At 65.7% G+C, this 20,796-nt stretch carries 21 protein-coding genes; 4 read left to right on the top strand and 17 right to left on the bottom strand.

Going from position 1 to position 20,796, the window contains the following annotated elements; genetic code table 11:
* Positions 1–139 precede the first annotated feature (139 nt).
* Genes CXY77_RS18520 through CXY77_RS18510 form a run of 3 tightly spaced genes read right to left on the bottom strand, consistent with a single transcriptional unit; the run spans position 140 to position 4,610 of the window.
* Positions 140–3,889 carry an SCO7613 C-terminal domain-containing membrane protein gene (locus CXY77_RS18520; protein ID WP_140425580.1) on the bottom strand — a complete coding sequence of 1,250 codons (3,750 nt, stop codon included), beginning with the start codon at positions 3,887–3,889 and terminating at the stop codon, positions 140–142.
* Entirely contained in the window at positions 3,886–4,134 is a 249-nt protein-coding gene (locus CXY77_RS18515; protein WP_104090767.1) for a helix-turn-helix transcriptional regulator, read from the bottom strand. The genes CXY77_RS18520 and CXY77_RS18515 overlap by 4 nt, the downstream gene beginning before the upstream one ends.
* Positions 4,134–4,610, bottom strand: a complete 477-nt coding sequence (locus CXY77_RS18510) for a DUF2975 domain-containing protein (RefSeq protein WP_104130690.1) — start codon at positions 4,608–4,610, stop codon at positions 4,134–4,136. The genes CXY77_RS18515 and CXY77_RS18510 overlap by 1 nt, the downstream gene beginning before the upstream one ends.
* Positions 4,611–4,752: 142 nt before the next feature.
* Between CXY77_RS18510 and CXY77_RS18505 the strand changes: the two genes are divergently transcribed.
* Positions 4,753–5,553 carry a GNAT family N-acetyltransferase gene (locus CXY77_RS18505; RefSeq protein ID WP_104130689.1) on the top strand — a complete coding sequence of 267 codons (801 nt, stop codon included), beginning with the start codon at positions 4,753–4,755 and terminating at the stop codon, positions 5,551–5,553.
* Between the two features lie 69 nt (positions 5,554–5,622).
* Here CXY77_RS18505 and CXY77_RS18500 read toward each other — a convergent pair whose 3' ends face one another.
* A complete protein-coding gene (locus CXY77_RS18500; protein ID WP_104130688.1) occupies positions 5,623–5,892 on the bottom strand; it encodes a hypothetical protein in 270 nt (89 codons plus the stop codon).
* 304 nt (positions 5,893–6,196) lie between these two features.
* Between CXY77_RS18500 and CXY77_RS18495 the strand changes: the two genes are divergently transcribed.
* Positions 6,197–8,200 carry an HNH endonuclease signature motif containing protein gene (locus CXY77_RS18495; protein ID WP_104130687.1) on the top strand — a complete coding sequence of 668 codons (2,004 nt, stop codon included), beginning with the start codon at positions 6,197–6,199 and terminating at the stop codon, positions 8,198–8,200.
* Positions 8,201–8,217: 17 nt separating this feature from the next.
* On the opposite strand, the gene era is transcribed toward CXY77_RS18495, so the two are convergent.
* From era to hrcA, 8 genes are all read right to left on the bottom strand, one after another.
* Positions 8,218–9,135, bottom strand: a complete 918-nt coding sequence (era, locus tag CXY77_RS18490; RefSeq protein ID WP_104090761.1) for a GTPase Era — start codon at positions 9,133–9,135, stop codon at positions 8,218–8,220.
* Entirely contained in the window at positions 9,132–10,478 is a 1,347-nt protein-coding gene (locus CXY77_RS18485) for a hemolysin family protein (protein WP_092339810.1), read from the bottom strand. The genes era and CXY77_RS18485 overlap by 4 nt, the downstream gene beginning before the upstream one ends.
* Entirely contained in the window at positions 10,478–10,942 is a 465-nt protein-coding gene (gene ybeY, locus CXY77_RS18480; protein ID WP_104130686.1) for an rRNA maturation RNase YbeY, read from the bottom strand. Before ybeY ends, CXY77_RS18485 begins: the two co-directional genes overlap by 1 nt.
* Complete coding sequence (locus CXY77_RS18475; RefSeq protein WP_092339882.1) at positions 10,939–11,952, bottom strand: PhoH family protein; 1,014 nt, start codon at positions 11,950–11,952, stop codon at positions 10,939–10,941. The genes ybeY and CXY77_RS18475 overlap by 4 nt, the downstream gene beginning before the upstream one ends.
* A gap of 28 nt (positions 11,953–11,980) precedes the next feature.
* Complete coding sequence (locus CXY77_RS18470; protein WP_092339808.1) at positions 11,981–12,358, bottom strand: HIT domain-containing protein; 378 nt, start codon at positions 12,356–12,358, stop codon at positions 11,981–11,983.
* A gap of 19 nt (positions 12,359–12,377) precedes the next feature.
* On the bottom strand, positions 12,378–13,118 hold the full coding sequence (locus CXY77_RS18465) for a 16S rRNA (uracil(1498)-N(3))-methyltransferase (protein ID WP_104130685.1): 741 nt from the start codon (positions 13,116–13,118) through the stop codon (positions 12,378–12,380).
* 1 nt (position 13,119) lies between these two features.
* The gene (gene dnaJ / locus CXY77_RS18460) at positions 13,120–14,226 is read right to left on the bottom strand and encodes a molecular chaperone DnaJ (RefSeq protein ID WP_092339806.1); all 1,107 of its coding nucleotides are present in this window, start codon (positions 14,224–14,226) and stop codon (positions 13,120–13,122) included.
* Between the two features lie 66 nt (positions 14,227–14,292).
* A complete protein-coding gene (gene hrcA, locus CXY77_RS18455; protein ID WP_092339805.1) occupies positions 14,293–15,312 on the bottom strand; it encodes a heat-inducible transcriptional repressor HrcA in 1,020 nt (339 codons plus the stop codon).
* 239 nt (positions 15,313–15,551) lie between these two features.
* On the opposite strand from hrcA, the gene CXY77_RS18450 reads away from it, so the two are divergent.
* Both CXY77_RS18450 and CXY77_RS18445 read left to right on the top strand, forming a co-directional pair.
* Positions 15,552–16,034: a DUF4870 domain-containing protein gene (locus CXY77_RS18450; RefSeq protein ID WP_104130684.1), complete on the top strand. Its 483-nt coding sequence runs from the start codon at positions 15,552–15,554 to the stop codon at positions 16,032–16,034.
* A 91-nt stretch (positions 16,035–16,125) separates the two neighbouring features.
* A complete protein-coding gene (locus tag CXY77_RS18445) occupies positions 16,126–16,512 on the top strand; it encodes a DUF4870 domain-containing protein (RefSeq protein ID WP_233197512.1) in 387 nt (128 codons plus the stop codon).
* A 22-nt stretch (positions 16,513–16,534) separates the two neighbouring features.
* On the opposite strand, the gene hemW is transcribed toward CXY77_RS18445, so the two are convergent.
* From hemW to CXY77_RS20895, 5 genes are all read right to left on the bottom strand, one after another.
* Positions 16,535–17,758 carry a radical SAM family heme chaperone HemW gene (hemW, locus tag CXY77_RS18440; protein WP_092339803.1) on the bottom strand — a complete coding sequence of 408 codons (1,224 nt, stop codon included), beginning with the start codon at positions 17,756–17,758 and terminating at the stop codon, positions 16,535–16,537.
* Positions 17,759–17,778: 20 nt separating this feature from the next.
* A complete protein-coding gene (locus CXY77_RS18435; RefSeq protein ID WP_092339802.1) occupies positions 17,779–18,429 on the bottom strand; it encodes a DUF1990 family protein in 651 nt (216 codons plus the stop codon).
* 5 nt (positions 18,430–18,434) lie between these two features.
* Positions 18,435–20,285, bottom strand: coding sequence for a translation elongation factor 4 (gene lepA / locus CXY77_RS18430; protein ID WP_104130683.1), 1,851 nt, complete (start codon positions 20,283–20,285; stop codon positions 18,435–18,437).
* Between the two features lie 183 nt (positions 20,286–20,468).
* Complete coding sequence (locus CXY77_RS20245) at positions 20,469–20,609, bottom strand: hypothetical protein (RefSeq protein WP_158252883.1); 141 nt, start codon at positions 20,607–20,609, stop codon at positions 20,469–20,471.
* A gap of 7 nt (positions 20,610–20,616) precedes the next feature.
* On the bottom strand, positions 20,617–20,739 hold the full coding sequence (locus tag CXY77_RS20895; RefSeq protein WP_255410058.1) for a hypothetical protein: 123 nt from the start codon (positions 20,737–20,739) through the stop codon (positions 20,617–20,619).
* Positions 20,740–20,796: the final 57 nt, after the last annotated feature.

The raw sequence follows: 20,796 nt of genomic DNA, 5'->3' as shown, positions 1-20,796 counted from the left end.
TGCCCGGAAAAGTCATGGCTGGCTGACAGCCCGCTCCCAGCCTGCAAGCGGATGCCGCGCCTGCCGGTCGCGGGACGGGCGCGCCTACTCCCCGACCATCGGCGCATGCTCTGCTGGCTGAGCGTCGCTGCGCCAGCTCTTAGCGCAGGTCCCGTAATCGATCAGTGATGCTGTTTTCTTCACCCGCACGTCGCTCATAGGTGACGGCGATGATAAGAAGCACGGCACCGACGACGGCCAGGGTGATCCACCACGGCATCGACTCGATCCCCCGACCGATCTGCACTAGGAACACGAGAACGTTTTCGAGCGGAAGCACGATGATTCCGATCAGGAACGGGGCCGCGAGCCTGCGACTCGAGCCGATCAGAATTGCGACGAGCGCAATGATGATCACGAGGATCGCCCGCCAGGTCTGCGGGTCAGTGAAGGTGGCCGTGACCGAAGCCGACAGAAGGGCCACGATTCCGGGGGCGAGCAGGGGCCAGGAGCCGTTCCAGCCGGCCGGCCAGCTACTGATGGTGCCTCTCGTGCTGGCATCGACTGGATGCACGCGCGCGGCATCCGCTCGCGCACCATTCAGCACCATGGCGCCGGCCGCCAGCAGAAAGAGGCCAAGCGGCAGCGAGAACCATTCGACGCGCAGGTCTCGCGGACTCCACGCCACGATCGCCGTGACGAACGCGATGGCGAAGACGAACCACACGGGTGGCAGGCTCGTTGTTCGGGTGCGCAGCCGCCAGGCGATGACGACGACGGTCACGAGGTAGGCGAGCATGAGAGCCCACATCATCCAGATTGTGAACCAATCGCGCTCGATCGATGACCAGGTGGCGACCGCGACGAACGCCGCCGGGGGCGCATAGAGCCAGCGAGTGCGGGCCCACCGCGACCCCTCCGGCGCGACCCTGCGGATGGCGCCCGCGCCGAGGGCCGCCGGCAGTGCTCCGGCCAGGCCGATTCCGAAGCAGAGCAGAACGAGCGGCACACCTCCGGTCAGGATCGGGTCGGCACCGAAACCAAATCTGACCCCCTGAATCGCGCCGGCCGCCCCGGCGGCAATCGCTACGCCCAGGGTTGGAATCTGCAGCGCTCGGAGCAGTTCGGCACGCACCGAAGAGCCTCGGCCGAGCACACGGCCGACGCCAAACAGGAGCCACGATGCGACGACGAGCCCATAGCCACGCCACGAAGCCAGGGCGGCAGCCCCGGTGCCGGATACCGCCAGCATCACCAGGATCGGTGCGAGGGCCACGACGAGGCCCAACGCGTAGAGCGGCACGGCGCGGGAACCTCGTGCGGTAAGGATCAGGCCGACAATTGCGGCGGCCAGGGCCGGCGGGAGCAGGTATGGTTCGAGCGCGCTGATTTCGGCGAGGGCCCACAGGCACCAGAGTGCGCCGGTGAATGAGGCGGCGGCGACCCACCACCCGTAGCGGCGTTTCGCCCAGAAAGCTGTGGCTGCCGTGCCGAGCCCGAGGATGACCAGCACGATGAAGGTCGTCGGCAGCCCGGCAGCGACGCGTACGAGCGCCAGCTGGACCGCGATCACCGCGGTCAGCAGGGTCGACGATTCAATCGCGATCCGGGCCGCCGCGGTATCCCTCGACCCAATCCCCCGCAGGCCCAGCATCGACTCAATCAGGCCGGTGCTCGGGAGCACGATAGCAACAATGGCCGCGATCACCGGCAGCGTCACCGGAGACGCGCTGCCAAGGAGCACTTGCGCGCCGAGGCAGATCACCACGACGGCAAGAGCAGGAACGAGGAGGCCGGCGGCGATCGTGCGGAGCACGATTCCGAGGCCCGCGCGTCGAGTATTGAGGAGGGTGAGTGCCAGTAGGAAGATGAGGGCGGTGGAGAGGGCTGTCCAGCCGCTGCGCTCAAAGAGCACCTGCGCAACGCCGATCATGAACGGCACGATCGTCACGACCAGAATCGCGTACCAGGCCGGAGGCCCGACCCGTCGCAGGAAGGTTGCGGCAATCGCGCCGAGCGAGCCGAGCGATGTGGTCAGGCAGAGCACGGCGATGGTGCCGAGGCCCAGTTGGTCGAGTGCAATCGCGACGATGACGAGCGCGTAGGCATAACCCGCGCCGACGTGCAGAAACCGTATCCCGGGCGGCACGGTCTGCGCAATGACGGCGATGGTCGCGACGATAGCGATGCCAGCCCAGACGGTGGCACCATCATCGGCCGAGGAGAATATAACGGCCAGCAGCACCGCGAAATGGATGCCCAGCACGAGTGGCAGCCGCATTCTCAGGGCGGCACTGCGCAGGCGCGGAACGGCGACGAGCGCACTGCTCGTTGCCACGGCCAGGCACAGGGCGATCGTGATGCGCGACCAGAGCGGCAAGATGGGCTGACAGGCAAAGACCAGCCCGGCGAGGGCGGCGAGCCAGATCGCTAGTGATCCGGTCCACGCTGCCAGCTTCGGGGTAGCATCCGTTTTCGCGGTATCACCGCGACTGGTTAGCACCGAGAACGCTCCGAGTCCGGCCGACATAGCACCCAGTCCGAGCACAACGGCGAGAAAGCCGTGCGCGGGCATGAGGCCGATCGCACCGAGGTCCGAGCCGCTCAGTGAGCCGAGTACCGTTGCGGCCCCGATCAGCACGGCGGAGAGAACGGGCACGAGCACGCTCACCCCCGCAATGGCGAATGCACCACCCAGGAATGCTCGGCGGTCGAGGGCGCGGGCTCTCGGAGCACACCCCTGGAGCACGAGCAGTGCGGCGGCACCCGCTGCGGGAGCGACGGCCTGGTACCACTCGCCCGCGCCGTGCGCGCCGAGGTCGAGGGCGAAGGGCAGGCTGACAGCGGCGGCCATCGCGGCAACGCCCGTGACGGCGCTCCAGAACAACTTGGCCACCTGCCGAATCGTGAGCAGGGCGAGCAGGGCGACACCGGTCAGCACTGCGGTAATCGTCAGCCAGTATTCGGTTGTGGTGGTGAACTCAATGAACCCGATCTGGGCCAGCACGATGCCGGTCGCGACGATTTGGATCGTCGCAAGCGTCATCCGCTCAAACCGGAGGAGCCCATTAAATCGCTGCGCCAGCATCGGTGTCGTCCTGAACAGGGCGAGCGCGACGAAGGCCACTCCGAGGTGTCCCAGGGTCGCCGCCAGTGTCGATTCGCCCGCGTAGCCCAGCATCGCTGGAGCGAGAGTGAGTCCGGCGAGCGAGATCCAGAGCCAGCCGCGAATGCGCGCGAGCGTCGACACCATGACCATGACACCGCCACTGAAGAGTGTTCCGGCGGCGGCGAGCACCCACGGGCTAACCCCGCTGGGCGCCAGTTCCGAGAACGCGTAGACGTCGAGGGCCACGAAGACCATCCCGAGGCCGCCGACGGCTTCGGCCGAGAATTGCAGCTTGCGGCGGGCCAGCAGCCACGCGCCGCCGAGGAAGAGGACGGTGATCAGCCCGACGATCACGCTGCGCAGGGCGTGATCTTTGAGGTCGGGGTTGAAGAAGGTGAAGACGACCGCGGAGACGGCGAACAGTCCAGCGCCCGCGATGGCCAGCACGGACTGCACCGTCGCGCTCGACCGACGGCCCGCAGTGGCCGAAGCGCCCGCGCCAGGTTGCGCGGGCATCCGTTGTGGAATCGGTGCCGGCGTCGGCACGGCGCTGTCTTCGGCGTCGATCGCACGGGGCGGATGCGACACGAGGACAAGTGCCTCTTGTCGTGCCACGAGCGCCGCGGCGGCCGCCTCCGAAGCTGACCAGAGTTCTGCCGCCAGAACACCGACGAGTTCGGCACCGCAATTGCGACAGGGGCTGTCGGGCAGCGCGACCGCGCAGACGGGGCACGACGTGCGGTCGAGCAGATGGCGAATCGCGACGTCGTTCCAAGGCTGAACAGCTCGCGGCATGCTCATGACCCCGCCACCGCTGACTTTGCTTCTGCGGCGCCGTCATCTTCAGGCACCCACATGAAGATGTCGCCGGGTTGGCAGTCGAGCACACGGCAGATGGCGTCGAGGGTGGAGAAGCGCACGGCCTTCGCCCGGCCGTTCTTGAGCACGGAAACATTCGCCGGTGTGATGTCGATCGCTGCGGCGAAGTCGGCGACCGATATCTTCTTCTTAGCCAGTTCGACGTCGAGGTTGATCACGATGGGCATCAGACCACTTCCGCCAGGTCGCGTTCGAGTTGGGAAGCCTGATGGAGGAGCCCGCGCATCACCACGATCATCAAGGCCAGTCCCGAGCCGACGACGATTCCGAGCGAGCACAGCATGATGACCGAGGGCGAGGCAACACTGGCGACCGCCAGGGTGATGAAAGACCCGAGGATGAGGAGGGTCGCCAGCGCGACCAGGCCAAGGATGATATTGACATACCTGAACGCGTTTTCCCTGAAAATGATGGATGCCCGCACCAGCGATAGCAGCCGCCACACGCAGACGAGCGCGACCTGCACGCAGAGCACGAACCCCACCGTGACCATGATCCCGGGCACCTGGAGATACTCGAGTGGGGGAGATTTTTCGACCATCTGCTGCGCGACCGCTGGGATCACAAAGACCTGGCACGCCAGAAGCAGTGTGATCAGCACGAAGATGAGTGTTTTCAGGGTGACGATCGCCGAGCGATGCATGTGAATCCTATCGTTTATCGGTGTGAATCTATCGATAAACAATATACACACATTCTTGCGAGCGACACGAGCACGGGCATACTCCGCGACCGAAATTCACCGCCGGGACAGCGTGCGCATGCACAGCCCCTAGGCTTCAGAGATGCCGGATACCGTCGAGGACCCTGTTCACGACGCTGAGCTGGCTGTTTTCGAGCGTAAGTCGTTAGCCCTGGATGCGGCGGCGGCCGGAGGGTTACCGGGCGCGTTCCAATCATTTCGCCTGGGCGGCCTGCGGGCGAGCATCGCAACGGCCGATCAATACGGATTTCTCAACACTGTCGAGGGCCTGAACGAACATTCCGTCGAGCACCTGCCTGAGGTTCTGAACCGATTCGCGAACCGACACCAAATAACCATTATCGCAACATCGCCGCCGCAGGCGCTCAACGACCGGATGTTCGACCAGGGTTACGAGCTCGCCCCCGTGCGTCCCATTGCCGTCCTGCGTGTGGGAGCAATCCGCCCGGACGGCACGGACCGGAACCAGTGGGAGATACGCGAAGTCTCTTCCGCCCCGGATGCAGCACTCTTCGCGGACCTACTCGACGCTGGGTACGCGGCAACGGACAACGTGCGATCGCTGATCCGAACGGAACACGCCCTTCCGATGGTTCGAGCATTCATCGCTTTCCGTAACGGCGAGCCCCTCGCCGCTGCGGCCATGTCCGTGCAGAATGCCGTCGCGGTGCTCGGCGGGGCGTCCACACTCCCGGCAGCACGAGACGCTGGAGCCCAAAGCGCCCTCCTCGGGCACCGAATCCGCGTCGCAAGAGCTCTCGGCTGTCCCCTGGCTGCGGCCACCGCGGCTCCCAGATCACCGAGCGTTCGAAACCTGGCCAGATTGGGATTCACCATCGTCGAACGCACGGCCTGGCGCGTGAAAAGTACGACCAGCGACTAAGAGAATCCTGGTCGCCGGCGGAGCCGTCAGCAACGCGTGGATAGGATCGCGGCTGCGACGAAGTCGCGATCAGGGTGCTGCGTCGGTCGCCACAGCGCGGCGAGCAAGCCAGACCACCGAGGTCGCGCCCATGACGGTCAACAGCAAAACGACCACGGCCGGGTCCGTGCCTCCGCTCTGCGCGACGGTTCGCCCGACGACAGCGCTCGCCAACGTGGCGGCCACCGCTGTTGCAATAGCCTCGACCAGGATCATCGCCGTGGCGGCGCGCAGCAGATTTCTCAGCTGACGCAGCATGAGCATCTTGCGCAATGGGCTTCGATACGTGACGGGCGACATATCGCCGAAAGGCTTCCGTGCCATCACGTTTATCCCCCCAGATCGATCGTGCCCGCCCTCGCAGGCTACTGCAACCCGGACGTCGCCCGCCGTCTCAACGTGTCACGGACGACCGTGCAATAGCGATCTCGGTGCCTACTTTCATGCAGCAGGCCGGTGCGGGAGCTTCCAGCACGGTCCTCGCCGGGGACGTGCCGGCTCTCAAAACATTTCTTTGGGTATTCTTTGCCGGATTCGGTCGATTTCGGGCATATAGGCGTGATTTTTCCTCGGGAATGTCGGTGGTCGGGTGTTGAGTTGAATCATGAACATCATGGCGATGGAGCTCGCCCGGGCAGCAGCGGCCGTCGCCGCGCTCGGTAGTTCCAGCGCTCAGTTCAGCACCCTGACAGATGCGCAGGTGCTCGCCGCTCGCGGTCCGATCGCCGACCTCCTGCGACTGAGCAACACGGCGGCGGCCCTTCTGGCCGGCACGATCGCGCACCGGTCCCGCCCGGAGTTGGGCCAGTCGGGCCTGGCCGCTCGGCACGGGTTTCGTACCCCGACGCTGATGGTGCAAGACGCCACCGGACTCAGCCGTATGGAGGCCGGCCGACTGCTGGCCGTCGGCGTCCTCATGAACGAAACCGAAACCGCGGAACGACGGGCGGAAGAAGCCGCTCGGGAAGCCGAGCGGGTCGCGCAGGCGACCGCCGACGCCCTCGCGGACGCCGAGCGCGCCGCCGAGCTGGACGCCGTTCGAGAGGCGGAGCGCGCGGCGGCGTGGGCGACGCTGCACCCCGACTTGCCGCCACTGCCCGTGGCCGCGCCCCGCCCGGTACTACCCATGGCAACCGTGGATCCGGTGGAGCCGGTGGTGGTGCCGTGGCAGGCACCGATTCTGCACGCTGTCACCGCCGGCACATTCTCGCCCGGCGTCGGCGACGCCCTGCTGCGAGGTCTGGGCACACTGGATCAGGCCATCACAGCCGAGAAACTCGCCGCCGCTCTCCGAGTGTTGCTGGTCGAGGTACCAGGCATGCACACCGAGCAGGCCTACAAGCGGGCGCGGCGCATGCGCGACGACCTCGACGCCGCAGGCATCCAGGCCAGGGAAAAGCAGGCCCGCGACGACACGACCTGGTCGTTGTGGCGGCGAGCCGACGGCATGGTGACCCTGCACGCCCTGTTGGCACCCGAGCAGGGCGAAATGTGGATGGCAACCTACGACGCCCTGACCAGCCCGCGACGCGGCGGCGTGCGGTTCGTCGACCCCGAACGCGCCGCCTGGGCACAGCGCGTCAAGGACGACCCGCGCACCCTCGACCAAATCGCCGCGGATTCCTTCACCCAACTGCTCAAACTCGGCGCCGACGCCGACCCGAACACCATGTTTGGCGGACGCCGCCCGGTCGTGCAGATCATCGTCACCGAACCCGACCGCCCCACCACCATTGCTGACCCAGCAGCCGACACAACGGCGGCACCGGCAGCCGGCCCGGCAGCCGGCCCGACAGCTGGCCCGGCCCGCACTGCCCCGGCCCCTGCGGCTGGCCCGACCCCCGCGGCTGAAACCACGAAAAGCGGCACGACGCAGAGCGGCACTTCCGGGAGCCGAAGCGCCACATCAGCCTTCGGCTACCTCGAAGGCAACCCCGCTCCGGTGTCCGCGGAGACGATCGACCGGCACCTCTGCGACACCGGATACCTCGGAATCCTGTTCAGTCAGTCCGGGCAACCCCTCAACGTCGGACGAGACGAACGTCTCTTCAACCGTGAACAACGCCGAGCCCTCGCCGCGCGCGACGGCGGATGCCGCTGGCCCGGCTGCGACCAACCACCATCGTGGACAGAAGCTCACCATATAAAAATGTGGTCTGATCAGGGACCTTCCAACATCAATTTCGCCATCTCACTGTGTGCACACCATCACATGCTGCTGCACAACCGACACTGGACGATCCATCTCCAGAACGACCAGTACTGGCTACAACCCCCGATCGAAATCGAACCCGAACAAACGCTGATCGCCCTACCCAGCAAGAATCCACTCATGGCCGAACACCTCCGGCTCGACCAGCTTCTACCGACGCCCCCGGGGCAGACACCGCAGACAGCCACCCGTCACGGGATGGCGGTCTCGCCCAACTCGCCCAACGAAACGGAGACGACCCGAGACCGGGTCGCCCGCACAACGACTACCGAAACTGAACTTTCACGGTGTCCGATGCCCGGCATCCTGCCACTGGTGCCGCTGCCAGCCGGGCATGACGCGGGTGGGTGCGGTCTCGATCACTCGTTCTTCGCGCCTCGACCAGCGCGGTACTGACGGCTACCGAAGAGCTGTTAGAAGCCGAGGCGGCCGAGCTGCTTCGGGTCGCGCTGCCATTCCTTGGCGATCTTCACCCGCAACGAGAGAAACACACGCTTGCCGACGAGCGGTTCGATCTGCTTGCGGGCGCGGGTACCGACATCCTTGAGCCGGCTGCCCGACTTGCCAATGATGATGCCCTTCTGGCTGTCGCGCTCGACGAACAGGTTGGCGTAGATCTCGACCAGTTCCTGGTCGTCGCGCTCGATGATGTCATCGATGGTGACGGCGATGGAGTGCGGCAGCTCGTCGGTGACGCCCTCGAGGGCGGCCTCGCGGATGAATTCAGAGATGCGGGACTCGAGGGTCTCGTCGGTGACGGCGTCGGCCGGGTAGAGGGGGGCATCCGCGTGTGGCAGCAGACGCAGCAGCTCGGTGGCGAGGGTATCCAGCTGGATCCGGCTGGTCGAGGAGATCGGCACGATCGCCTCCCAGTCCCGCAACTGTGAAACAGCGAGCAGCTGATTGGCGACGTTGGTCTTGGAGGACGCATCAATCTTTGTGACGATGGCGACCTTTTTGGCCCGTGGGAAGGCATCCAGTTGTTCATTGATGAACTTATCGCCCGGGCCGATCGGCTCGTTGGCCGGGATGCACAGGCCGATCACGTCGACGCCGGCCAGGGTGGCGGTGACGAGGCTGTTGAGGCGCTCACCGAGCAGGGTGCGCGGGCGGTGGATGCCGGGGGTATCCACCAGAATAAGCTGGCCGTTCTTCTGGTGCACGATGCCGCGGATGGCCCGGCGGGTGGTCTGCGGCTTCGACGACGTGATCGCGACCTTCTCCCCCACCAGCGCGTTCGTCAGGGTGGACTTACCCACGTTGGGGCGTCCCACAAACGAGACGAATCCCGCTCGGTAATCGGCAGGGTGTGCCGGTGTAGCTTCGGTCATGACCGTTCTCCTTCATCATCAGACGCTGTGCTTGTGCTGCTGGTGTTAGCAGTCGGTACCGTGAGGAATGCGGTCTGCGCATCAATCAAAGCTTCATCGCGTTCCACCAGCACGGTGCTGATGCGTCTGCGCCGGCCTTCGGTGCGTTCAGCGGTGAGATTGAGTCCACTGACCGACGCGACCGAGCCGGCCACGGGCAATCGCCCGAGGGCTTTGGCCAGCAGGCCGCCCACCGAGTCGACGTCGTCGTCGTCGAGTTCCAGGTCGAACAGCTCACCCAGTTCGTCGACCGGCAGTCGGGCGCTCACCCGAAAATGGCCGTCGCCGAGGTCTTCGACCTCGACCACGTCACGGTCGTACTCGTCGGAGATATCGCCGACGAGCTCCTCGATCAGGTCTTCGAGGGTGACCAGGCCGGCGATTCCGCCGTACTCGTCGACGACCATGGCCAGGTGGTTGGACTCCAGCTGCATCTGTCGCAGCATGTCGTCGGCCTTCTTCGACTCGGGCACGAACACGGCCGGCCTGGCCAGGTCGGCCACGGTGAGCTGCAGCGCGTTGATCGGCCGCTCGAACACCAGCCGTGCCACGTCACGCAGGTACAGGATGCCGGCAACGTCGTCGACCTCGCCGTCCAGCACGGGCACCCGCGAAGTGCCGCTGCTCAGGAATAGGCCCATGGCCGCGTCGATGGTGGCGTCGGCGTCGATGGTGATCATGTCGGTACGCGGAATCATCACCTCACGCACGACCGTCTCGCTGAATTCGAAGATGGAGTGGATGAGCTCGCGGTCATCTTCCTCGATCACGTCCAACTCGGTAGCCTCGTCGACCATGCTGAGCAGCTGGTCTTCGGAGGTGAAGGTGGCCAGTTTGGTACGCCCAGGTGTGACCCGGTTGCCGAGGGCGACAAGGGCATTGGCTACGGGTCCGAGCAGCACGCGGGCGACGTGCACGAGCAGTGCGGTCGCGGTCAGCAAATTAACCGGATGCGCGCGGCCCACGCTGCGCGGGCTCGCCCCGACCAACACGAACGAAACCGAGGTCATGATGAGCGCGGACAGCAGAAGTGCCAGCCAGAGGGCATCGATCGTGGTTGCAAAGACCAGCGTCACCAGCACGGCCGCGGTGGTCTCGGCGGTGATCCGAATGAAGTTGATCGCGTTCAGGTGCGCGCCGGTGTCGTCGGCGATGGCCTGGAGCGACCGTTTGGCGCGATGATTCGCCACCAGGCTCGCGATGTCGGCCCGGGACTGGGTCGTGATCGCGGCATCAACGGCGGCCATGAGCCCGGCGAACACCACCAGGATGACCGCCGCATAAATAAACCACACGTGGAGCATCAGTGGCGTTGTCGTTCCTGCATGGCGAAGCCGATGAGAATGTCGCGTTGAATGCCGAACATTTCCTTTTCTTCGTCGGGTTCGGCGTGGTCGAAGCCGAGCAGGTGCAGCACGCCGTGGGTGGTCAGCAACAGCAGCTCGTCGAGGGTGCTGTGGCCGGCGGTTTCCGCCTGTTCCTTGGCGACCTGCGGGCAGAGCACGATATCGCCGAGCAGACCCGGCGGGGTCTCCTGTTCCTCGGTTCCGGGGCGAAGTTCGTCCATGGGAAAGCTCAGCACGTCGGTGGGGCCGGGCTCGTCCATCCACTGCACGTGCAGTTGTTCCATCGCGCCCTCATCCACGAGCACGATGGCGAGTTCGGCGTCGGCGTGCACGTGCATGGTGTCGAGCGCGAAGGCAGCGAGGCGCTGGATGGCCGCCTCATCGACCGGGTTGGCCGACTCGTTGTTGATTTCGATGCTCAACTGGAACTCCGTTTCGGGTTGCGACCGGCGGCGCTGGCGCGCTGGGGACCGCGATTAACAAATTCACGCGCTTCGGCGCTCTCCTGGCGGAGGGCCTGCTTTTTCTCGTCGTACTCGGTGTAGGCGTCGACAATGCGGCCGACGAGCGAGTGACGCACCACGTCGGCGCTGCTCAAATAGGCGAAGTGGATGTCGTCGATCCCGTCGAGAACGCGGGTGACCAGTTTGAGACCGCTCGTGCCGGCCGGCAGGTCGATCTGGGTGACGTCGCCGGTGATGACCATCTTCGAACCGAAGCCGAGCCGGGTCAGGAACATCTTCATCTGCTCCGGCGTTGTGTTCTGGGCTTCGTCGAGCACGACGAAGCTTGCGTTGAGGGTACGCCCGCGCATGTAAGCGAGCGGTGCGACCTCGATGGTTCCGGCGGCGAGCAGCTTCGGGATGAGTTCGGGGTCGAGCATCTCACCGAGCGCGTCGTAGAGCGGCCGCAGGTAGGGGTCGATTTTGTCGGTCAGGGTGCCGGGCAGAAAACCGAGCCGTTCGCCGGCCTCGACGGCGGGCCGGGTCAAAATGATGCGCTCGACCTCCTTATTTTGCAGGGCGCGCACCGCCTTCGCCATGGCGAGGTAGGTCTTGCCGGTTCCGGCCGGGCCGATACCGAACACGATGGTGTTCTCGTCGATGGCGTCGACGTAATCCTTCTGGCCGATCGATTTAGCCCGAATGCTCTTGTTGCGCGCCGTGAGGATGGGGGCACCGAGCTGGGCGGAGGGGCTCACGGAGCTGTCGGCGGCAAGCATCCGTGCCGAGGTGGCGACCTCGGTTTCGCCGAGGTCGTGGCCGGCGCGAAGGGCACGTTGCAGTTCCTCGATCAGGCGGCGCACGGCTTCCACATCATCGGCTGAGCCGCCCAGGGTGACGTCGTTGCCGCGCACGTGCACGTCAACGTTGGGGTACTCGGCCTCGATGGTGCTCAGGAAGCGGTCTTCAGGGCCGAGCAGGCGCACCATGGCGACGCCATCGACGGTGAAACGCAATTCAGAGTGTGCCAAGCGAGTCCTCCCCGAGATGGTCGGTCAGTTCCGGGCTGCCCATGACGTGAGCGTGCACGTGAAAGACGGTCTGGCCGGCGGCCGCACCGGTGTTGAAGACGAGACGGAACTGCCCGTTGGTGCGCTCCGCGGCGATCTGCTCGGCCACGGCTACGAGTTCAGCGAGCAGGGCCGAGTTTCCGGCGGCGAGCTCGACCACGTTCTGGTACTGCGGGTCTTTGGTGGTGACGACGACGTGCACCGGTGCTTTCGGGGCGATGTCGAGGAACGCGATGATGTGCTCGGTCTCGGCGACAATCGTCGCCGGAATCTCACGCGCGATGATGCGGCTGAAAATGGACGGCTGGGAACCGGAAGAAGACATGCCTCTATCTTAAGCGGCGCTACCAGCGGCCGAGCGTCGCGTTGAGGATGGCGAGAGCGGCTGGTCCGGCGGTCGACGTGCGCAGCACGGTGTCGCCAAGGCGCACCTGGGTGGCGCCGGCCTGCTCCAGCAGGAGCAGTTCGGCCGGGGAAATTCCGCCCTCGGGGCCGACGACGAGCAGAATGTCGCGGTCGTCGGTGGGCGGGGCGACCTCGGTGAGGCGACCGGTCGCGGTCGGGTCGAGAAGCAGCATCCGTGTCGTGACGGCCAGCAGGGCCAGCTGTTTGGTGCTGGCGAGCGGCGCGACGCCCGGCAGCCAGGCGCGAATCGACTGTTTGCTGGCCTCGCGCACGATCGTGCTCCAACGGTCGTGGCCCTTGGCGACTTTGGCGCCCTCCCACTTGGTGATGGAGCGCGCGGCGGCCCAGGGAATGACGCCGTCGACGCCGAGTTCGGTGGCGGCCTGAATGGCCAGTTCGTCACGGTCACCCTTGGCCAGGGCCTGCACCAAGCGGATGCGCGGCGTCGCCGCCGCCGTCTCGCTCGCCTCGTCGACGCGCAGGGTCAACACCGCGGCGTCGGCCGTCAGCACCGTTCCCTCGAGCAACAACCCGGCCCCATTACCCAGGCGGAGCCGGTCCCCTGGACGAACCCGGCTGACCGTGACCGCGTGCCGTGCTTCGGCGCCGTCGACAGAAACGACCTGCCCCGGGCGACACTGCGCCGCCCGGAGCGTTTCCTGCAGGTAGAAATGTGCCACGTTAGCCGAGGAACCGGTCGCGCAGCTTGGCGAACAAACCCTGCTGGTACTGGCTCAGGGTGGGTGCGGGGGCTGAATACCGGGCGGCGAACTGTTCGATCAGGTCGCGTTCCTTGTGGTCGAGCTTGGTCGGCGTGAGTACGTGGATGCCGATCTTGAGGTCGCCACGACCGCTGCCGCGCAGCTTGGTGATGCCGCGGTCCTTGATAGTGAGTACCTCTGAGCTTTGCGAACCGGGGCGAATCTCCACCTCGATGTCACCGTCGAGGGCCTTCACGGTGACGCTCGTGCCGAGAATGGCACTGGTCATTGGCACGTCGAGCGAGCACATCAGGTCGTCGCCATCACGGCTGAACACGTCGTGGTGGCGCACCTTCATCTCGAGGTAGAGGTCGCCGTTCGGGCCGGCCGCCGGGCCGGCCTCACCGCTCCCGGGCATCTGCAGGCGCAGGCCGGTGTCAACGCCGGCCGGGATGTCGACCGGAACCGTGCGGCGGGCGCGCACGCGGCCCTGGCCGGAACAGGTCATGCACGGCGTGGCGATGATGGTGCCGTAGCCGCGGCAGGATCCGCACGGGCTCGACGTCATGACGTTACCGAGCAGGGAGCGCACTGCGCGCTGGATGCTCCCGGTGCCGTGGCAGATATCACAGGTGATCGGTGACGTGCCGGGCGCGCAGCACGAGCCCTTGCAGGTGTCGCAGACGATCGCGGTGTCGACCTCGAGGTCGCGGTGCGTGCCGAAGATGACCTCGTCGAGGTCGAGCTCGACCCGAATGAGTGCATCCTGGCCGCGTTCGCGGCGGGAGCGCGGGCCGCGGCTGCTGCCGCCTCCCCCACCGAAGAAGGTCTCAAAGATGTCACCGAAGTTGCCGAAGTTCTGCCCGTCGAAGCCGCCGTTCTGGCCGCCGCCCTGGTCGTACTTCTGGCGCTGTTTCGCGTCACTCAGCACGTCGTAGGCGTGCGTGATGCTCTTGAACCGTTCCGACGCCTCGGCGCCGGGGTTCACGTCGGGGTGCAGTTCGCGGGCCAGGCGACGGTACGCCTTCTTGATTTGATCGGTGGTCGCGTCGCGGTCAACGCCCAGCGCTTCGTAGTGGTCAGCCAAAGGTGGCTCTCCTTGAGTTGTGATGGTTGTTCGAAATGATGAAGAGGCCGCCGGGCGGCCCAAGCTCTAGGTCTCGCCGAGCAGGCGAGACAGGTAACGTGCGACGGCGCGCACCGCCGCCATGTTGTTGGAATAGTCCATGCGAGTCGGCCCGAGCACGCCCAGACGGGCCAGGTTGCCGTTGGCCGTATAGCCGCTGGTCAGCACGCTCGCCTCCGGTAGCCCGAAGGCCGCGTTCTCGCGGCCGATACTCACCGATACGCCGTGCTGGTCGGTCTCCATCTCGCCGAACAGGCGCAACAGCACCACCTGCTCTTCGATGGCCTCGAGCACCGGGTAGATGCTGCCCGAGAAGTCCTCTTCGGTGCGAACGAGGTTGGCCGCACCAGCCATGACGAGCTTGTCCTGCCGGTTGGAACCGACTTGGTCGGCGAGGGTGCTCGTGATGAGGTCGACGATCGGCTGCAACGCTGGTGACCCCGGCCAGACGCTGGCGGCGAGGGCAGCGGATGCCTCGGCCATGCCGAGCCCGACCACGGCAACATTGAGACGGGCACGCACCTCGCCGAGTGTCTGCTCGTCGAGCGCGCGCGGCAGATCGATCACGCGCTGTTCGACGCCACCGGAATCGGTGATCAGTACCGACAGGATGCGGGTTTCGGTCAGCGGTACGAACTCGATGTGGCGAACCTTGGCGCGCGACAGAGAGGGGTATTGCACGAGCGCAACCTGGTGGGTCAGCTGCGAGAGCAGCCGCACACTGCGCACGAGCACCTCGTCGAGGTCGGCGGAGTGGCCGAGGAACGTTTCGATGGCCTGACGCTGTGCCGGGGTGAGTGGACGCAGATCAGCGAGGTGGTCGACGAAAACGCGGTACCCCTTGTCGGTGGGTATACGACCGGAGGAAGTGTGCGGTGCCGCGATGAGCTCTTCTTCTTCGAGCAGGGCCATATCGTTGCGAATGGTGGCGGCGGAGACGCCGAAGGAGTGCCGGTCCACGATGGATTTGGAGCCGACGGGTTCACGGGAGGCAACGTAGTCCTGCACGATCACGCGCAGAACATCGAGGCCACGGTCGGAAACCATTGCACCCGCCTTCCTGATTCTTGAGGTAGAGCTTCGGCCCAACGGATGCCGCTCGCCTCGCGCGCCCTGGGCACCCTGGAACGCAGGTTTGCCGGCACGCCGTTGGCACTCGCATCCACTGACTGCCAATCCTATCGCGACCGGCCGGGTTCCGGCTGAGTACACCCATTGCCAGTACCCCGAAGTGAGCGTTTAATTACCGGTATACGCTCCCACCTCTTTGAGCGAAAGGCACGATCATGAGCGATCCACAGGCACAACCTCCCGGTGATTCCAACTACCGTGAGCCCAACGTCGGCCAGCCGCAATATGGCCAACCGCCGAACAGCCAGCCCGGTGCAAGTCCCTATTCCACGCCGGTCGTGGCGGCCCCGCTCTCGGAGGCCGACGATCGCCAGTGGGCTTCGCTGGCACACCTCGGCGGCATCCTGAGTTTTCTTCCGTCCCTGATCATTTGGCTGGTCTTCAAGGACCGAGGGCGCTTCACCAACACCGAGGCGAAGGAGGCACTGAACTTTCAGATCACCCTGCTGATCGCCTATGTCGCGATCACCGTGGTGTCGACGCTCCTCGCCCTGGTCACGTTCGGCATTGGCGGGCTGCTCGCGGGCCTGGGCTGGATCGTCTGGCTGGCCGGGGTCATCTTCTCGATCATGGGATTTGTACAGGCCAAGGACGGAAAGAATTACCGGTACCCGTTCGCGCTGCGCCTGATCAAGTAGCGCCTCCTGGCTCCGACCGGCGGCGGGGCGATTAGTCTGGAGGTCACTGGCACCGCCGTGCCAGTGACCGGCCGTACAGCGAGAGGCCCTCATGTCTGAGCAGAATCCGTACCAGTCCACCCCCGCCACCCCGATGAGCCCCGCGGACGAGAAGTTGTGGGCGACGCTGATCCACGTCGGTGGGATTATCTTCAGCGCGGCAGCCCTGGGTTTCGTGCCGGCCCTCATCGGCTACCTCATGCTGCGAGATCGCGGACCGTTCATCCGCGCGCACACCGCGACCGCCCTGAACTTTCAGATCTCCCTCTTGATTTACGTGGCGGTACTCGTTCCGATCACGATTGTCACGATCGGCATCGGCGGCATTCTCTACATACCGCTCGCGATCGTGGCTGTCGTGTTCATGATTCTGGCGGCGCTGGCCGCGAACCGTGGACAGGGTTACACCTACCCACTCACGATCAAGTTCGTCAGCTAAGCCCCGCTTTAGTCGCTCAGCTCTAGTCGCTCAGCCGCCGCACCACGGCGTCGGCCAGCAGCCGTCCGCGCAGGGTCAGTTCGATGGTCCCGGCGAGGGCCGCTTTCGCGTTGATGAGTTCGTCGGCGATAAGGCTGGCCACCTCGATCCGGCCCGCAGCAGACAGCGACGCCACCGGAATTCCGGTGCGGATGCGGCTCTGCAGCAGGATGCGTTCGAGCTCGCGGGTGGGCGCGTCGAGCGTCTCGCGGCCGGCGGCCGGGGACAGGCCGCCGAGCATCCGTTCGGAATAGGCGGCCGGATGCTTCACGTTCCACCAGCGCACCCCGCCGACGTGGCTGTGTGCGCCGGGGCCGACGCCCCACCAGTCCTGGCCGGTCCAGTAGGCGAGGTTGTGGCGGGAGCGGTGCGCGTCGCTCGTGGCCCAGTTGCTGACCTCGTACCAGTCGTACCCGGCGGCGGCGAGAAGCTCGTCGGCCAGTTCGTAGAAGTCGGCCTGCTGGTCGTCGTCGGTCGGCGCGATCTCGCCGCGGCGAATCTGCCGAGCCAGCTTGGTGCCGTCTTCGACGATGAGCGAATACGCGCTCAGGTGGTCTGGGTGCAGGCTGAGCGCCTGCTCGAGGCTGGCGCGCCAGTCGGCCAGCGACTCCCCCGGCGTGCCGTAGATGAGGTCAAGGCTCACATCGAGCCCGGCGGCCCGGGCCCACTCGACCACGAGCGGAACCCTCTCGGGATCGTGGGTGCGCTCGAGCGTCGCGAGCACGTGCGGCACAGCCGACTGCATGCCGAAGGACACCCTGGTGAATCCGGCATCGGCGAGGGCACCGAGGTAGGCGGCGTCGACCGAGTCGGGGTTGGCCTCGGTGGTGACTTCGGCCCCGGCGGCCAGGCCCCACAGGTCGCGCACTGCACTGAGCATCTTCGCGAGGTCGGTCACCGGCAGCAGCGTTGGCGTACCTCCGCCGAAGAACACGGTGGCGACGGAGCGTTTGGGAACGCCCGATGCGGTCAGGATGCGCCCGGCCGCTTCGACCTCGAGCACGGCCTGGCTGGCGTAGTCGCTCTGCTTGACGCCGCGCAGTTCGGTCGCGGTGTAGGTGTTGAAGTCGCAGTAGCCGCAGCGCACTCGGCAGAACGGCACGTGCAGGTACACGCCGAAATCGCGCACGAAGGCGTCAACGGCCGCCGACGCGGGAAGGAGGCCATCGTCGGGTGCGGGATCGCCGACGGGGTGGGGTCCGGCCATGGGTGGTGCTCCAGTACGTTCTATTTGATGGCGCCGACGGGGTGCAACGCCCGCAGGTAGAGCCGGGTGAATTTGGCCTGCTGAAAGCGCAGCACCGGCCAGGCCAGCCGGTAATACCAGGTGCTGGCCCGCGAGAACGAGCGAATGGTCAGCCAGACCGAGTCGTCTTCCCGGTGCTCGACGATGAAGGATTCCTCGCCGCTTTCCGGGTGACCGGCCATGGTGCCGTAGGCGAACCCGATGCGGGCCGCCTCGTCGATCACGTAGACGACGCGGACCGGCGCGGTGACGCGGAACAGCCACACCTTCATTTTCAGCGTCGCCGTCATGCCGTTGGCGATGTACGGGGTGCCGTCATCGGCAAAGGTCGCTTCGTTGACCGGATGCTGCTGGCCGACCGCCGGGGCGCCGTCGGGCCCAAAGGTCACCGGCGTGTACTGCACGCCGGTGCCGTTTTCGAGGTCGGTCACCTCCATGCCGCTGCCCCGCTGGATTCCCCAGGTCATCAGCAACTTGGTCGCGGCCTCGAACCGATCCTGGGAGCTGCCGAGCTTCACGCTCTGCTCCATCGGGCGGTAGCCTCTCGGCGGATAGCTCATCAGGTCGGGCGCGAGCGTGCCGCCGATGGCAGCGTAGCTGACGGCGGCGTCGGTGAAGGTGGTTCTGCGCATCCGCTCTACTTCTTGTCTTTGGTCTCGATATCGCCGCTCAGAGCGGCGATGAAGGCTTCCTGGGGAACTTCAACCCGGCCGACCATTTTCATGCGCTTCTTGCCCTCTTTCTGCTTCTCGAGCAGCTTGCGCTTGCGCGAGATGTCACCGCCGTAGCACTTGGCGAGCACGTCCTTGCGCATCGCCGAGATGCTTTCACGGGCGATGATGTGGGCACCGATCGCGGCCTGGATGGGCACCTCGAATTGCTGGCGCGGAATAAGCTTGCGCAGGCGCCCGGTCATGAGCGCTCCGTAGGCGTAGGCCTTGTCGCGGTGCACGATGGCACTGAAGGCGTCGACCTGCTCGCCCTGCAGTAGAATATCGACCTTCACCAGGTCGGCTTCCTGCTCGCCGGAGGGCTCATAGTCGAGCGAGGCGTAGCCGGCGGTGCGGCCCTTGAGCATGTCGAAGAAGTCGAACACGATCTCACCGAGCGGCATCGAATAGCGAATCTCGACCCGGTCTTCGCCGAGGTATTCCATGCCGAGCAGGGTGCCGCGGCGACTCTGACACAGTTCCATGATGACGCCGACGTAGTCTTTCGGCGCGAGAATGGCCGCCTTCACCATGGGTTCGAGCACCTTGGCGATCTTGCCGGTGGGGTATTCGCTCGGGTTGGTCACCGTGATGGTGCGCTTGTCGTCGGTGGTGACCTCGTAGGGCACGCTCGGCGCGGTCGTGATGAGGTCGATGTTGAATTCGCGTTCGAGACGCTCGGTGATGATTTCCAGGTGCAGCAGTCCGAGAAACCCGCAGCGAAAACCGAAACCGAGCGCAACGGATGTCTCCGGCTCGTACCCGAGACTGGCGTCAGACAGCTTGAGCTTGTCGAGGGCCTCGCGCAACGCCGGGTAGTCACTGCCGTCGATCGGGTACAGGCCGGAGAACACCATGGGCTGAGGTTCGTCGTAGCCGGGCAGGGCGTCGGTGGCGGGGCGCACGGCGGTCGTGATGGTGTCGCCGACCTTGGACTGGCGCACGTCTTTCACGCCGGTGATCAGGTAGCCGACCTCGCCGACGCGCAGGCCCTTGCTCTCCACCGGTTCCGGCGAGATGACGCCGATCTCGAGGATCTCGTGGGTCGCCTTGGTCGACATCATCTGAATTTTTTCGTGGGCCTTCAGGTGCCCGTCAATCATGCGCACGTAGGTGACGACGCCGCGGTAGCTGTCGTAGACCGAGTCGAAGATCATGGCGCGGGCGGCGGCATCCGGGTTGCCTTTCGGCGCCGGAATCATGGTGGTGGCGAGGTCGAGCAGTTCCTCGACGCCGGCGCCGGTCTTACCGGAGACGCGCAACACGTCTTCCGAGCGCCCGCCGATGAGGCTCGCGAGTTCGCGGGCGTACTTCTCGGGGTCGGCGGCCGGCAGGTCGATCTTGTTGAGCACGGGAATGATCGTGAGGTCGTTCTCGAGGGCGAGGTAAAGGTTGGCGAGGGTTTGGGCTTCGATGCCCTGGGCCGCGTCAACCAGCAGAATGGCGCCCTCGCAGGCGGCGAGACTGCGGGAGACCTCGTAGGTGAAGTCGACGTGACCGGGGGTGTCGATCATGTTCAGCGCGTAGGTAACGCCGTCCAGCTCCCACGGCATGCGCACGGCCTGGCTCTTGATGGTGATGCCGCGTTCACGCTCGATATCCATGCGGTCCAGGTACTGGGCCCGCATGGAACGCTCGTCGACGACGCCGGTGATCTGCAGCATGCGGTCGGCGAGCGTCGACTTGCCATGGTCGATGTGGGCGATGATGCAGAAGTTGCGGATGAACTCGGGGGCCGTGGCGGCCGGTTCCAGCGCGTGAAGGGCTCTCGGTGACATAGTTCGTCCATTGTCCCATGCTCGGAGCGGTTGTACCGTCTCTGCGCTCGGTCACCGCTCGGAGATCTACCGGAACGACTGACACCGGCCCGTTCGTCCACCCGGCCGTCACCGACCGCAAGCTGATGCTCGCCGGGGCGCGGGCCACCTGCTCGGCCCGCGCCCCGGCATCCGTTCTGCTGGTCAGGCCTGGGCCGTTTCGCTGCCCGGGGTCTGCCATTGTCCATCCCGGAAGATGACCGCCGACGGGCGAATCTCGACGACGCCGTAGAGGGCCGCCGAACACTGCCGCGCCCAGCCGATGGCGGCGTCGAGGTCGGGCATCGAGTGACTACGCGTAGGCGTCAAAGGCCTTGCGACCCCATTCCATGGCCGCTTCGTCAACCTGGGCGTCGCCGGCTTCCTGGCTCAGGACGAGCAATGAACACTGCAGGGTGGTTTCCCTTCTGATCATTTGATAGTGACACCGACATGACGATCGAGACAGGCCGGAATCGACACTCCTGCTCAA

Source organism: Cryobacterium sp. N21 (assembly GCF_002929575.1).
Taxonomy (GTDB): Bacteria; Actinomycetota; Actinomycetes; order Actinomycetales; family Microbacteriaceae; genus Cryobacterium; species Cryobacterium flavum.
This window is presented reverse-complemented; position numbering and strand designations above follow the sequence as displayed.